Source organism: Paenibacillus sp. FSL R5-0378, from assembly GCF_038009285.1.
GTDB lineage: Bacteria > Bacillota > Bacilli > Paenibacillales > Paenibacillaceae > Paenibacillus_AQ > Paenibacillus_AQ favisporus.
On the sequence record NZ_JBBPAY010000001.1, the window covers coordinates 1,237,788 to 1,252,366 of the forward strand.

The window sequence follows — 14,579 nt, forward strand, 5'->3', positions numbered from 1 at the left end:
TAAATCCTGATTGATAATTAACCTTCCGGTATATATAATTAATGTGGCATGGTAATAGCGGGTGTGCTTTTCATTGAATTCTGCGATTGTATGCCGCCTGATAAGGCTGAAAAGTACGGTGTCCCATATTGTATCACGGAGCCTGCGGAAGCCGCACTTTATCGGCATGAACATGTACTTATACTATACCATTTTGGCACCTGTAACAGGTGGGGAGGAGCAGAATATGGGGGATTCCGGATACGGGCGCTGGGTCGCCGGAAAAAGAAGCAAATGGATCACGCTGGCCGTTTGGGTCATCATCGTGGGCGTGCTGAGTGCCATCTGGCCGATGGTCAACAGCGAGGTCCAGAACAATGCGGCCAATCTGGACGGCGCCAAGCCTTCGGTTCAGGCTGAACGCATCGCGGAGGAGCAGTTCAGCAGCGATGCAGGGGTTCCCGCCCTGCTGGTCTGGCACCGTGAAGGCGGGCTGAAAGACGATGATTTACAGCATGTGCAGAAGGTGTATGCCGGATGGAGCGCGAATCCGGTGCCTTATCAGGATTCGGTTCCGCCATTTCATCAAATGCCGGCGGCCGCGCTGAAAGCGATGCTGTCCGAGGACCAGAGCACGCTGGTCACCCCCGTGCTGTTCGAGAAAAGCGCAGACAGCGACCAGCTGAAAGAAGGGGTGGAGCAGCTGAAGTCCGGGATCACGCATGAAACCGGGCAGGATCCCTTCGCCGCAAGCCATAACTCCGGTTCGGACCTCAGCGTCCGCGTCACCGGTCCGGTCGGCATTTCGATCGACGCTACCGGCCTCTTCAAGAACGCGGATTTCAAGCTGCTCATGTCCACCGTCATTTTGGTGCTGGTCATCCTGCTGCTCATTTACCGCTCGCCGATTCTGGCGCTCATTCCTCTGATCGCGGTCGGCTTTGCATATGGCGCAGTCAGCCCCCTGCTCGGCCTGATGGCCCAGAAGGGCTGGATCACTGTCGATTCCCAAGCCGTCTCGATCATGACGGTGCTGCTGTTCGGGGCCGGGACGGACTACTGTCTGTTCCTCATCTCGCACTTCCGCCATTTGCTGAAGGAAGAAGAGAGCAAGACCCGGGCGCTGCTGCGGGCAGTGACGGAATCCTCAGGGGCGATCGCCATGAGCGGCTTTACGGTGGTCCTGTCGCTGCTGGCCCTGCTGCTGGCGAAGTACGGGGCATACCACCGTTTTGCGGTTCCGTTCAGCGTTTCCATTCTTGTGATGGTGATCGCGAGCTTGACGCTGGTACCTGCGCTGCTGGCGATTTTCGGGAGGACGTCGTTCTTCCCGTTCGTTCCCCGCACGCCGGAGATGGAAGAGGAACGGGCCCGCAAGAAGGGCAAACCGGTACCCGCCCGCAAGCCGAAGCATCCCGGCTTTGCCAGCCGGCTCGTGGTCCGCAGACCTTGGATGATCGTCATTGTGACGGTGATCGTGCTGGGCGCGCTCGCTTCCGTATCCAGCCAGGTGAAGTTTACCTACGATATTATGTCATCTTTTCCGAAAGATATGGCCTCGCGTGAAGGCTTCGATACGATCGGGAAGCAGTTCAGCCCCGGGGAGCTGGCTCCGGTGAAAATTATGGTCGATACGGAAGGCAAGACGGATGGCCTGGGGCAGAAACTGAAGGAGCTATCGTATGTGGATGAGGTGTCAAAAGGGCAACCGGGCAGTCAAAACGCCAATATTATCGCCTACGACGTCACGCTCGACATGAATCCTTATTCCAGCGAAGCGATGGACCAGATTCCCCACCTGCGGAGCACGGCAGAGCAGGCGCTTCAGGCGGCGAGGGTGGGTTCCCCGGCGGATAAAGTGTGGATCAGCGGCCAGACCGCCGAGCAATACGATACCCGCGAGACCGGCGACCGTGACACCATGGTCATTATTCCGGTCGTCATCGGGATGATTACGCTGCTGCTGCTCGTGTATTTGCGGTCGATCACCGCAACGGTGTATTTGATTTTGACTGTTATTTTGTCTTATTTCTCGGCGCTCGGCCTGGGCTGGCTCATCATCCATTACGGGCTTGGCGCGGACGCGATCCAAGGAGCGATTCCGCTCTATTCATTCGTGTTCCTGGTGGCGCTGGGCGAGGACTACAACATCTTCATGATCTCGAGCATCTGGAAAAAACGGAAGCATATGCCGTTAAAGCAGGCGATCCAGGAGGGTGTGTCCGAGACGGGCTCGGTCATCACCTCCGCCGGCCTCATTCTGGCCGGGACCTTTGCGGTGCTCGCCTCGCTGCCGATCCAGGTGCTAGTCCAGTTCGGCATCATTACCGCCGCGGGTGTCCTGCTGGACACTTTCATCGTCCGGCCGTTTCTCGTGCCGGCCATTACGGCGCTGCTGGGCCGCTTTGCTTTCTGGCCGTCTTCCCATTCGGAGGCCGAGAACACCAAGGCTGGCATGCCGTCCTGATTCATCCTAAAGAGGAGTCCCTGTTTTTCAGGGGCTCCTCTTTTGTGCTGCCACCGAACATCTCTCGTCCGCCGCCCAACCCGGTTCATCCAGCCTGCCGCAAGATTCACCATTTGCTCAAGCCTTACACGGCTGTGGCTTCAGCGTCCGGCTTATAATAGGGAGAGACAGACCCTTTTTACGAACGACGAGGTGAACGCGGCATGAAGGTGTATGACGTTCTGCAGAGTGATGCGGAAGAATATATATTATTGTGTTATCAGGAGCTTGGCAAGACGGAGGCCGAGACCGTCCGGAGGCTGGCGGAAATCAGGGCCAGCATTGAAGAGACCGGAACGTATGAGCATACGTACGAGGAACTGGTTCACGGGGCAAAAATGGCATGGCGCAACAGCAACCGCTGCATCGGCCGCCTGTTCTGGGACTCGATGCAGGTCATCGATGAGCGGGGCCTTGAGCGGCCCGGCGACATTGCCGAGGCGCTGCTGCGCCATATCGAACGCGGCACGGGCGGCGGCAAAATCGTGCCGACGATCACGGTATTTAGGCCGTCGGTACCCGGCATGAGCGATATCCGCATCCTGAACCACCAGCTGATCCGCTATGCGGGGTACGAAAACGGCGGGACGGTCACCGGTGATCCGGCTTCCGTTCTGTTTACGAGGCTGTGCAAGAAGCTGGGCTGGACGGGAGAAGGGACGCCCTACGACGTCCTTCCTCTTGTCATTCAAGGCGGGAAAGGCGGGCCTGAGCTGCATCCCATTCCGCCGGAGCTGGTCATGGAAGTGCCGATCACGCATCCGGATATGCCCGCCTTCGCCGAGCTGGGCCTGCGCTGGTACGCCGTGCCGATCATTTCCGATATGGAACTCGTGATCGGCGGCATCCGCTATACGGCCGCTCCGTTTAACGGTTGGTACATGGTGACCGAGGTCGGTGCGCGAAATTTCGCCGATGAACAGCGGTATAACATGCTGCCGCGGGTGGCGGAGCTGATGGGCTTGTCCACAGCGAGCGAAACCTCGCTCTGGCGGGACCGCGCACTCGTCGAGATGAACGTCGCCGTGCTGCATTCCTACAAGCAGGCGGGGGTCAGCATGGTGGATCACCATACGGCGGCTTCCCAGTTCCGGCTGTTTGAAGAGCGGGAAGCCAGGAGCGGCAGAGAGGTCACCGGGAACTGGACGTGGTTGATCCCGCCGTTATCGCCGGCGACGACCCATATTTTTCACCATTCGTATGACAACACGGTCAAGACGCCAAACTTCTTTAAGAGAGAGGCGTCAAACGCTACGCCGAAACAAGCGGGATGCCCATTTCACCATTAGCTGATCGACTCCGACACCCTGCAAACCCGAAAAAAGTGCTTGATTGCTTGTTGCTTTTCGCCTGCTGCGTCGTATAATGATTTATTAGGTTATTTGACATTAAAGGGGATAAAGATAGAGCGTTGAACACCATATATTTGAACGAAATCATCCGTGAGCTGGTCGGACGGTCGGGACTGGGCGTTCAGGTCCGTCTGAGAACACGGTCCCGGGATGGACGCCTGATCGGCGGCAAGTACGGGATGGTTTCCAAGCGGATCACGATGTATACCGGTGTGATCGAGGAACAATGCATGCAGATGTTCGGATCATTGGACCGGGTGGAGGAGTATTTTACGATTGTCCTGGCCCATGAGCTGGGGCATGCCGCGGATCCGGAGCTGCCTGCGCTCTCCGAATCGCTGGAAGACATGAATCTTACTGAGGAACAGCGGATGCGCGTGGCGCTGCAGATTGAAGAGAACGCATGGAACTATGCGCTGGAGCTGATTCCCGAAGCGGATCTGCCCATGATGAGCGCCATTATCGACGAGTCGCTGTATGCATACCGGCTTCAGGTGGAGGAAGCGGGAGCCGAGGCGGGCATCGCCTGATGTCAGTCGGAACCGGCTGCCGCGGGGTCAGAGTTGGATCAACTGCATCTTATAAAATAATAAAGGATAGGCTCGGCAGACCCTTCGGATCTCTCGAACCTATCCTTTTTTGGTTGTCGGGCAAAACCCGCCTGCACTACAGCATACTGCTTATTCCGCTGCGTTCAAGGGGCTGACGACGAGCTCATACTGGTTCAGCGTAGAGCCGAGAAGGACGTCCTTGCTGCCTCCGGCCCCGCGGTGAGAAGCGCGGAAGGACTCGCTCTGCGTCCAGTTTTTAAACGACGCCTCGTCCTCCCAGACGGTGGACACCTTCAGTTCCTCGGCTTCCGCCTCCTTGCTCTTGCCCAGCCATACCTCCATCCGGACAAAGCCCGGCATGTCCTGCACGCCCTTGGCATTCGCAAAACGCTCGGCCACGGCTTGTCCGTGCCCTTCCTTGATCAAAATCGTATTGGTGATGACTATCATAAGGAATCGCCTCCGATTGTGGTATCGTTCCTTAATTCAGTCTACTCGTGTGCATCCAGTTTCTCAAGCGGCTTGATAGCCGGTCCTTCAAACACGACCCCGTCATAGGAAAACCGGGAGCCGTGGCAAGGGCAGTCCCAGGTCCGCTCCGCCGCGTTCCACTCGGTCTCGCAGCCCATATGCGTACACGTGTTATCCACCAGATGAAGATTGCCCTCCGGGTCTTTATAAGCACCGGCTTTTTTTCCGTTATGGCGGACGACGGCGCCTTCGTCAGGATTCAGGTCTTCAATCCGGGTGTGGACGAGGCCGACTTTGCCGGAAATCAGCTCTCCAGCCACATCGGCATTTTCCTTCACCAGGTTCATAATCGACGGGTCGGCGAGGAAACGGGACGGCGTGTACAGCTCGCTGTACGGATTGTCCCTGCCGATGATTTGATCCGATAACATCCGCCCGGCGAGGGTACCGCTGGTCATGCCCCATTTGTTGAAGCCGGTTGCCACGTAGATCCCTTCGTCCTTGGACGTAATTTGTCCGATGTACGGCACCTTGTCAATGGTGACCAGATCCTGGGTGGACCAGCGGAAAGGAATGCCTTTGCTGCCCAGCAGCTTGCCGCCATAGGCTTCGAGCGCCTCATAGTAGGAGAAGGTGCACATATGCTGCCCGGTTTTATGCCCTTCGCCGCCGACGATGACCACCTCTTCACCGTTCCAGGAGGCGGCCCGCAGCGAGCGCGTCGGCTTGTCCGCACTGATATACATGCCGCCGGCAAACGCCGTTTCCGGCTTCATAGCCAGCGCATACGAGCGGTCGGCATGCAGCCGCGCGAAATAAAAGCCGCCTTCATCGAGGAACGGGAAGTGGGTAGCGGCGACGACATGGCTGCATTGAATCTTGTGGCTTCCGCGGTAGGTGACGACCGTTAACGGTCCCTCCTTGTCCACCTTATGGACCGTCGTATTCTCATACACTTGTCCGCCAGCCTTCACGAACTCTTCCAGCAGGCGCCGCAAATAATGAAGCGGATGGAACCGGGCTTGTCCCGGCAGCTTGATGGCACCCGATGCGAACTGAGGAATCGGCAGCTTGTTCACCCATTCGCCGGGGATGCCCAGCTTTTCATAAGCCTCAAATTCCTTCTCCAGCTTATTGAGATCCTTATCCTTCTCCATATATACATAGGCGTCTTCTTCATGGAGACCGCAGTCGATATTCAGCTTGGACGCCGTATCCCGGATAAATTGCAGCGCATCCCGGTTGGCCTGATAATACATGGATGCCCGTTCCTGCCCGAAATGGCTCAGCAGTTCATCGTACAGCATACCGTGCTGGGCTGTAATTTTGGCGGTCGTATGTGCGGTGGTGCCGTTCAGTACGTTCCCCGCTTCGACCAGGGCGACCTTCAGCCCTTCCCGGGCAAGCAAGTACCCGGTCGTAATGCCCGCAATTCCCGCCCCTACGATAGCAACGTCCACCTTGATGTCTTCCGCCAGACGCGGAAAGGAAGGGAGGTCCGTTGTCGCTCTCCATAAAGATTCAGGGTACTGCGGCAGCTCATTGGATATCGGTTCAGATGGTTGCATAGCATCGTAGCCTCCTAAGTATTTTCATTTCATTTATTACCACTTTTCGCCAAAAAGAAACGGAGCTTGCCCGGGCGGCGGCTTTTCTTCCCTGCGGGGGTTGTTTACAATAGTAGGGAAAGCCTAAATCGTCCTGCGGGCGGGCAGAAAACCTGCCTTAGGGCGGCCAATTGGGGAATCCCGATATGAACAAGGAGGCGCTGATGCAACGATGAAATACCGGAGACTGGGAAGAAGCGGACTGAAAGTGAGTGAAATCAGCCTGGGCAGCTGGCTGACTTACGGCGGATACGTGGAGCGCGAAAATGCGGTTCTGGCGATCCGGACGGCCTATGACGAAGGCGTAAATTTCTTTGACACGGCCAATGTGTACGAGCGGGGTGCGGCCGAGGAACTGTTGGGGCAGACGCTGAAGGCGTACCCGCGGGAGTCTTACGTACTGGCAACCAAGGTGTTCGGAAAAATGGGGGACGGCCCCAACGATCAGGGACTGTCGCGGAAGCACATTATGGAGCAGTGCGATGCCAGCCTGAAGCGGCTGGGCCACGACTATGTGGACCTGTACTACTGCCACCGGTATCATGCCGATACGCCGATCGACGAAACGCTGCGGGCGCTGGATGACCTGGTTCGCCAGGGCAAGATGCTGTACGTTGGCGTCAGCATGTGGACCGCGGCGCAGATGGAGGCCGCGCTCGGCACGGCTGACCGCTACCTGCTGGACCGCATCGTTGTAAACCAGCCGGTATACAATATGTTTCAGCGGGAGATCGAGCACGAGGTTATTCCGCTCGGCGAAGCGAAGGGTATCGGCCAGGTCGTTTACTCGCCGCTGGCGCAAGGCTTGCTGACAGGCAAATACACGGCACCCGGCCAGGCTCCGGAAGGCAGCCGCGCCGCCAAGCTCGGCTGGAAGGAAGACCGCATCAGCGAAGAGAAGATCGCCAAGGTGCGCCAGTTGGAGAAGGTCGCCGCCGAGCTGGACATCAAGGTAGGCCAGCTGGCCCTGGCCTGGATTCTGCGGCAGCCGAATGTGGCAAGCGCGCTGGTGGGCGCAAGCCGTCCGGATCAGGTCACCGAGAACGTGAAGGCCTCGGGCATTGAGCTTTCGGCGGACGTGCTGGAACGGATCGAACAAATTTTGAACTCCTAATGATCGAATAAGGCATGGCGAAGGCCGTCCTGCAGCAGGTATCCCGATACCGCGCTCGGGGCGGTCTTTTTTTTCTCCAGACCGAGAATATATCGCTCGTCTATGGCAACCGGATAACGGGAATGCTCTAGATACGCCAAGGACCCCCGCCGGGCTGCAGCTTTACATCGGGCGGAGCAGCTTGTAAAGTAGTTCTACGTTGAATCTGTTGCGGCAAGAAAGCCAAGTGGAGGAAATCGGATTGAAACACAGATACGAGTTTATCGAGCACCATGAGCATATGCCTTTTACGCTGTTCATCAACAGCATTGACCATATTCCGTTTCATTGGCATAAAGAGCTGGAGCTGATCTACGTCCTCAAAGGCTCGGTGGAAATCCATGTCGCCCAGGAACGGCTGATTCTGCGGGAAGAAGACCTGCTGGTCATCAACAGCATGGACGTGCACAAAATCGACAAGACCGGCGAGGCCAACGTCCTGCTTACCCTGCAGGTCGATCCCGGCACGGTCCAGGCCCAGCCGCAGCAGTCCAAAAACCGGATCGACTGCAGCTCCGTGAACGCCCGGGGTGCAGACGAAGCCCGCTTTGCGCCCATCCGCTCCGGTCTTGCCCAAATGATGTGGGAGCTGAACAAGCGGGAGGACGGCTACGGCGACAAAGTGATGGGGCATCTGCATCTTTTGCTGGGCCAGCTGGTCCGATATTTCGCGACCGCGGAGCGGCTGGACGACAGCGCGAATGCGAGCGACGTGGATCTCGAGCGCCTTCGCCGGATCATTCAATATGTGGACGAGAACTATATGTACAAAATCAACCTGAACCAGATGGCTGAACAGGAGCACCTGAGCTTCTATTATTTCTCCCACTTTTTCAAAAGCAAGATCGGCATCTCCTTTCAGAAATATTTGACCCTCATCCGTTTGGAAAAAGCGGAGACGATGCTGAGGGAGACGACGAGCAACATTATCGACATCGCCGCGGACTGCGGGTTCGCCAATGTAAAGCTGTTTAACAAGAGCTTTAAGGAAAAAATGGGCGTGACGCCTTCCGAGTACCGGCAGAAGCATGAGCGGCAGATTGGGGGAGCGGATGACAAGCATCTTCCTTTTACGAGGGATACATCGGAGAGCGGCTCCTACATCAAGGTCGATACGGTAAAAGTGCTGGAGGGCTTGTACCGGCATCTGCCGCAGGTTGAAGCCGCGGCACCGTCCGTGCCGCCCACCCCTGCCCGGAGCGTTGAGGAAAGCCTCGTTCTGGATGCGGCCGCTTCCGGAGAATCGTACGAGCCTCACTGGAACCGGCTGCTGACGGCGGGAAGGGCCGCCGAAGGGCTGCGCGAAGACTGGCGGAAGCAGCTGGCGGAAATCCAGGCGGAGCAGCCGTTTCAACATATCCGGTTCCACGGCATTTTCAATGACGAGATGATGATTTACGACGAATCCGAGGACGGGACTCCGCGGTACAATTGGAGTTATGCCGATGAGCTGTACGATTTTTTGCTGGGTCAAGGGATACGTCCCTTCGTTGAGCTCGGGTTTATGCCCGGCAAGCTGAAGCGTTCGGATGAGACCCTCTTTTGGTGGAAAGGGAACATATCGCCGCCGAAGGATATGGCCAAGTGGTCGGAGCTCATCCGCCAGTTTGTCCGGCATCTGGTCAACCGCTACGGCATGGAAGAGGTGCGGCAGTGGTACTTTGAAGTGTGGAACGAGCCGGATGCCATCGAGATCTGCTGGTCGGGGACGAAGGAGGAATATTTCGAATTTTACGCCGCCACCGCGCTGGCGATCAAGTCGGTCTCCCCGGATCTCCGGGTCGGCGGGCCGGCGCTGAATTATATTACCGTGTGGGAGACGGACTGGATCCAGACCTTCCTGCAGTACTGCCACGAGCACCGGGTGGATATCGATTTCTTTTCCTTCCACAGCTATTCGGAATATTGGCCCGGGGACGAGCACTCCGGTGGTCTATCCCATACACAGCCGCCGGAATTTTTTGTGGATACGATCCATAAAGTCCGCGAGCGGATCGCCGATTCCCCGGCGGAGGCTTTGGAGCTGCATCTGACGGAATGGAACTTTTCCTTGTATCCGCACAATCTGCTGCATGACACGATGTTCATGGCGCCGTTTATTATCAAAAACGCGGTCGATTCCATCGGCCTGCTGCAGTCGCTCGGGTTCTGGACGTTCACCGACATTTTTGAGGAGATGCGGGCGGGCGACAGCCCGTTTCACGGCGGATTCGGGCTGATCAGCATGCACGGCCTCAAGAAGCCCTCCTATTACGCTTTTGCGTTGCTGAACAAGCTCGGCCGCCGGATCTTGGCCAGGGGTCCGTATTATATCGCGACCGAGGAGAACGGAGACATCCAGGTGCTGCTGTACAACTATACACATGTGGACAGCTTGTACGCCAAAGGCGAATGGTCGGGCATCAGCGAGCAAAACCGGTACGACGTGTTTGAAAGCAAGGAGGCGCTGGACGTCGGCCTCGACATTCGCGGTTTGCAGGGAGATTACAAGGTGTCGCATTACACCCTGGACCGGGAGCACGGATCGGTGTTTGACGCATGGCAGGCGATGGGAGCGCCGGACTTTCCCAGTAAGGATGAGGTTGCCTATCTGCGCCGCCAAAGCGGGCCTGACTTGAAGGTCTCCCAAATCCGGGCTGCTTCTTCCTATACCGTTCGGGTCACCGTACCGCCGCACGGCGTGCAGCTGATCACGCTCCATAAACAGTATTGAACACAGCTCCGAAATTTCCCGTTCCTGTGCCGGACGGAAATTCGGGGCTGTTTGCGATATGCCTGCAGCAGCCGGGGATGACCGCAAAAAAAGGGGTGCTTTTAGGCAAAAGAGAACAAGAACGGGCTTTTGCTTCAGGGTTAGAATGAGAACAAGCAGTCATTTGTTGATTCTGCAAACGTCTACATAGCGTGAACTAAAGAAATGGATGTTATAGGGCCGATTGGACCGTTATATAACAGGAAGTTCCATGCAAAACTTTAGTTCAATCTATGTACAATCCATGATTAAAGGAATGAGTCATCATGAATACATCCATAGATAAGCTGCTGAAATCGCTGACCCTGGAAGAGAAAGCGGCGCTCGTCGCGGGGGCCGACATGTGGAAGACGCAAGAGATTGAACGGGCGGGCGTTCCGTCCATTACGATGTTTGACGGTACCAACGGCGTCCGCAAGCCCGGAAGCACGCAGGAAATGGGATTGTTTTCGGAAAATATGCCGGCGACCTGCTATCCGACCGGCGTGGCGCTGGGGTCCACCTGGAACACGAAGCTCATTGAGGAAGTGGGCGAAGCCCTCGGCCGGGAAAGTCTGGCGCTGGATACGCAGATTCTGCTTGGACCCGGCGTCAATATGAAGCGTTCTCCGCTTGGCGGACGGAACTTCGAGTATTATTCCGAGGACCCGGTGCTGACCGGGGAGCTGGGCGCGGCCATGGTGAACGGGCTGCAGCGCATGGGCGTCGGCGCATCGGTCAAGCATTTTGCCGGCAACAACCAGGAGACCGAGAAGATGGTTTCGAATTCCGTTGTGGATGAACGCACTCTGCGGGAAATCTACTTGACCGCGTTTGAAATCATCGTCAAGAAGGCGAATCCTTGGACGGTGATGACCTCGTACAACCTGCTGAATGGTACTTATACCAGCGAGCATGATTTTCTGCTGCGCCAGGTGCTGCGCGAGGAATGGGGCTATGACGGGGTCGTCATGTCGGACTGGACGGCGGTCCACGACCGACTGAAGAGCCTGCGGGCCGGGCTTGACCTGGAAATGCCGGGGCCGGCGAAATACAACGCCGTGAAGCTGGTTTCCGCCGTGCGGAGCGGCGAGCTGGACGAGAGCGTGCTGGATGCGTCCGTGCGGCGCATGCTGGAGCTGGTTGCCAAGGTCACTGCCGCAGCCGGCAGCAAGGAGGCGCGGCAGCCTTGGGACGTGGACGCGCACCACGAGCTGGCGCGCCGGGCCGCAGCGGAGAGCATCGTTCTCCTGAAGAATGAGAACGGCATCCTGCCGCTTGCGGCCGGGAAGCTCCGTCGGCTGGCCGTTATCGGCCAGAAGGCGAAGAAGCCGCGCTACCAGGGCGGCGGCAGCGCACGGGTAACCCCGACCCGCCTGGACATCCCGTACGATGAAATCGCGGCGATGGTTGGCGGGGAGGACCGTCTGGCGTACGCGGAAGGGTACCGCAACGACAACGAGCCGGACGACGCTCTGATCGAAGAGAGCGTGCGGCTGGCCATCCAGGCCGAAGCGGCTGTCCTTTTCGTCGGCCAGCCTGAAGGCACGGAATCCGAAGGTTACGACAGCAAGACGATCGACCTGCCGCCGGTACAGGTGAAGCTAATCCAGGAAGTTGCCGCGGCTCAGCCGAACTGCATCGTCGTCCTGTGCAACGGTACGGCGGTGGCGATGCAGGAATGGATCGGCGGCGTGCCGGCCGTGCTGGAGATGTGGCTGTCCGGACAGGGCAGCGGCCGGGCCGTGGCGGACATCCTGTTTGGGCGTGTGAATCCTTCCGGCAAGCTGTCCGAGACATTCCCGGTGAAGCTGTCAGACACGCCGTCCTACCTTACGTTCGGCGACGGCAACCAGCAGGCGGTGTACAGCGAAGGGATTTTTACCGGTTACCGCTATTACGACAAAAAGGAGCTTGAGCCGCTGTTCCCGTTCGGCCACGGCTTGTCCTACACGTCGTTTGAGTACGGCGGCCTGCGCGTCCGCACTGCCGGCGGGGTGGCGACGGTCGAAGTGGATATCCGTAACGCGGGGGACCTCGCGGGTCAGGAAGTCGTCCAGCTCTATGTTCAGGACGAAGAGAGCCGCCTGATCCGGCCGGTCAAGGAGCTGAAAGGCTTCTGCAAATTGCAGCTGGAGCCCGGGGAAACGAAGACTGCCGTCTTTACGCTGACCCCGCGGGATTTCTCTTACTATGATCCCAAGCGGGGGCAATGGGTTGCGGAAAGCGGCTGGTTTATGCTTATGGCCGGCAGCTCCTCTGCGGATATCCGCGCGACGGCACGGGTAGACATGGCTTTTGAGGCGCAGCAGAGTCCAAGTCTGCACCGATACAGCCTCATTCGCGATTGGATGGCGGAGTCCCGGTCCCGGGAAGTGCTGGAGCGGTTCATGGAGCGTATGAACGGGCAAATTTCCGATCCGGTTTCGCTAAGCGAACAGTCGCTTGAGTTTCTTGGTGACTTTCCGCTCATCAAGCTGATCCAGCTGTACGGTCAGGAAATGCTGATTGAGCGCTCGCCTGAATCGATGGTCGACGAGCTGCTTGCTACGGTTCACCAGACGAAGGTTTAAGCACAGCCCATAACGTTCACTCTATAAGGTACAGCTGTTCATTGGAACGGCTGTACCTTTTTTGCGCTTTTCGGGCATCATGATTCCCCTGACTGCCGCCGGGACCGGATGCAGCCGGACCGGTTCAACAAAAAACGTGAAGGTTCTGAGCAAAAAACGCGATGAAAGCGATATCAAGCGTTTCCTATAATTGAATATATCAGGAGCTCACCTAAACATCCTGAATGAAGACTTTTTGAAAGTGGGGCAATCACATGGGAGCTAAAACATCAGCGGCATCAGTGTACGGCAAGCTCAGCTCGTTCAGAATGATGGGATACGGGCTGGGCGACGCGGCCAACAACTTCGTGTGGGGCATGACGTCGGTATACCTGATGTTCTTCTACACGGATGTCTACGGCATCAGCCCGGCGGCCGTCGCATCGCTGTTTCTGGTCGCCCGGTTCTTGGATGCCATTTTTGACCCGATCATCGGGATGATCGTCGATAAAACGAATTCAAGATGGGGACGCTTCAGACCTTATTTATTATTCGGCAGCATTCCGCTGTCGGTTATGTTCGTATTATGCTTCTCGACGCCGGATATGGGGAACACCGGTAAACTGGTTTATGCGTACGTGACTTATATTTTGCTCGGATTTCTGTATTCCCTGGTCAACATTCCTTATTCGGCCATGTCGCCTGTCATTACACAGGATCAGAGAGACCGCACGAAGCTGATGACATACCGCATGATCTTCGCCAATGTTGCGACGCTCATCGTATCGTATGCCACCAGCCCGCTGGCCAGCTGGTTCGGTGGCGACAACACCGCCAAAGGCTATCAATACACGGTGGGGCTGTACGCCATCGTAGCGATCGTGCTGCTGCTGGGCTGCTTCAAGAGCACACAGGAGCGGATTCCGATCCAGAAGGAAGTCAGCACCAAGGGCGGATTGAAAACGTTAGCGAAAAACAGACCGCTCCTGCTCTCGTCCTTTGCGATGATGCTGAGCGGCGGAGCCAATACGATTTTCTTCGCCATTCCGGCGTATTATTTCAAATATAATGTAGGCCGGGAGGACCTGGCGGCGTATTACATCCCGGTGGTCCTTCTGATGGGCATGATCGGCATGGCCTGCGTTCCTTTTGTGGAAAAGAGAATCGGCAAGAAAAACACGCTTCAGCTTGCTTTTCTGATCACGATCGTCGGCAGCGTGTGTCTGTACTTTACGAGCTACAGCAGCATTACGCTGATCTTTATCTTCTCGGCTTTGATCGGCTTGACTCTCACCGTGCCGTGGGTCGTCGGCTGGACGATGGCCGCAGACTCGGTTGACTACGGCGAATGGAAAACCGGGGTTCGGGCCGAAGGCATCAGCTACGCATCCTTCAGTTTCGCCCAGAAGGTCGCGACGGCGCTTGCCGGCTCGCTCTCTGGTATTCTGCTTACGCTGACCGGGTATGTGGCTAACCAGGCACAGACGGTTACCGCGCTGCACGGCATCGCCTTTTCGCTCACGCTGGCTCCGGCCATTCTGACGCTGGGCGCGATGGTCCTGATCTTCTTCTATAATTTGACGGACCGCAAATACGCCGAAATCATTCAGGAGCTGGAGCAGCGCAAAGCGCAGCAGGCTTAAATTACGATGCAGCTGGACAAGGCAGTCAATCTTA

10 protein-coding genes are annotated in these 14,579 nt (G+C 57.1%); 7 read left to right on the forward strand and 3 right to left on the reverse strand.

The genetic code is table 11. The annotated features are described in order from the left end of the window. Positions 1-226: 226 nt before the first annotated feature. The 3 genes from MKY74_RS05480 (at position 227) to MKY74_RS05490 (ending at position 4,367) form a co-directional block, all read left to right on the forward strand. Positions 227-2,446: an MMPL family transporter gene (locus MKY74_RS05480; RefSeq protein WP_076171880.1), complete on the forward strand. Its 2,220-nt coding sequence runs from the start codon at positions 227-229 to the stop codon at positions 2,444-2,446. A gap of 203 nt (positions 2,447-2,649) precedes the next feature. After that, complete coding sequence (locus MKY74_RS05485; protein ID WP_076171878.1) at positions 2,650-3,774, forward strand: nitric oxide synthase oxygenase; 1,125 nt, start codon at positions 2,650-2,652, stop codon at positions 3,772-3,774. A 122-nt stretch (positions 3,775-3,896) separates the two neighbouring features. Then, positions 3,897-4,367, forward strand: a complete 471-nt coding sequence (locus MKY74_RS05490; RefSeq protein WP_076171877.1) for a hypothetical protein — start codon at positions 3,897-3,899, stop codon at positions 4,365-4,367. A gap of 150 nt (positions 4,368-4,517) precedes the next feature. Here MKY74_RS05490 and MKY74_RS05495 read toward each other — a convergent pair whose 3' ends face one another. Both MKY74_RS05495 and MKY74_RS05500 read right to left on the reverse strand, forming a co-directional pair. Further along, on the reverse strand, positions 4,518-4,838 hold the full coding sequence (locus tag MKY74_RS05495; protein ID WP_076171875.1) for an antibiotic biosynthesis monooxygenase: 321 nt from the start codon (positions 4,836-4,838) through the stop codon (positions 4,518-4,520). A 41-nt stretch (positions 4,839-4,879) separates the two neighbouring features. Further along, on the reverse strand, positions 4,880-6,427 hold the full coding sequence (locus tag MKY74_RS05500) for an FAD-dependent oxidoreductase (RefSeq protein ID WP_076171873.1): 1,548 nt from the start codon (positions 6,425-6,427) through the stop codon (positions 4,880-4,882). Between the two features lie 211 nt (positions 6,428-6,638). On the opposite strand from MKY74_RS05500, the gene MKY74_RS05505 reads away from it, so the two are divergent. After that, positions 6,639-7,580: an aldo/keto reductase family protein gene (locus MKY74_RS05505; RefSeq protein WP_076171871.1), complete on the forward strand. Its 942-nt coding sequence runs from the start codon at positions 6,639-6,641 to the stop codon at positions 7,578-7,580. Here the strand turns inward: MKY74_RS05505 and MKY74_RS05510 are convergent. Continuing rightward, positions 7,577-7,720, reverse strand: coding sequence for a hypothetical protein (locus MKY74_RS05510; RefSeq protein ID WP_167372887.1), 144 nt, complete (start codon positions 7,718-7,720; stop codon positions 7,577-7,579). The two genes, MKY74_RS05505 and MKY74_RS05510, sit on opposite strands and share 4 nt — an antisense overlap. Before the next feature lie 101 nt (positions 7,721-7,821). Here MKY74_RS05510 and MKY74_RS05515 point away from each other — a divergent pair, with 101 nt between their 5' ends. The 3 genes from MKY74_RS05515 to MKY74_RS05525 all read left to right on the forward strand — a co-directional run bounded on the left by MKY74_RS05515 (position 7,822) and on the right by MKY74_RS05525 (position 14,545). Next, positions 7,822-10,332, forward strand: a complete 2,511-nt coding sequence (locus MKY74_RS05515) for a GH39 family glycosyl hydrolase (RefSeq protein ID WP_076171869.1) — start codon at positions 7,822-7,824, stop codon at positions 10,330-10,332. 305 nt (positions 10,333-10,637) lie between these two features. Next, positions 10,638-12,923, forward strand: coding sequence for a beta-glucosidase family protein (locus tag MKY74_RS05520; protein ID WP_076171867.1), 2,286 nt, complete (start codon positions 10,638-10,640; stop codon positions 12,921-12,923). 254 nt (positions 12,924-13,177) lie between these two features. Further along, a complete protein-coding gene (locus tag MKY74_RS05525; RefSeq protein WP_076171865.1) occupies positions 13,178-14,545 on the forward strand; it encodes an MFS transporter in 1,368 nt (455 codons plus the stop codon). Positions 14,546-14,579: the final 34 nt, after the last annotated feature.

Excerpts from the sequence above, each read along its gene's own strand:
- MKY74_RS05480 (WP_076171880.1), top strand. The coding sequence starts at position 227 with ATGGGGGATTCCGGATACGGGCGCTGGGTCGCCGGAAAAAGAAGCAAA.
- MKY74_RS05500 (WP_076171873.1), bottom strand. The coding sequence starts at position 6,427 with ATGCAACCATCTGAACCGATATCCAATGAGCTGCCGCAGTACCCTGAA.
- MKY74_RS05505 (WP_076171871.1), top strand. The coding sequence starts at position 6,639 with ATGAAATACCGGAGACTGGGAAGAAGCGGACTGAAAGTGAGTGAAATC.
- MKY74_RS05525 (WP_076171865.1), top strand. The coding sequence starts at position 13,178 with ATGGGAGCTAAAACATCAGCGGCATCAGTGTACGGCAAGCTCAGCTCG.
- MKY74_RS05485 (WP_076171878.1), top strand. The coding sequence starts at position 2,650 with ATGAAGGTGTATGACGTTCTGCAGAGTGATGCGGAAGAATATATATTA.
- MKY74_RS05520 (WP_076171867.1), top strand. The coding sequence starts at position 10,638 with ATGAATACATCCATAGATAAGCTGCTGAAATCGCTGACCCTGGAAGAG.
- MKY74_RS05495 (WP_076171875.1), bottom strand. The coding sequence starts at position 4,838 with ATGATAGTCATCACCAATACGATTTTGATCAAGGAAGGGCACGGACAA.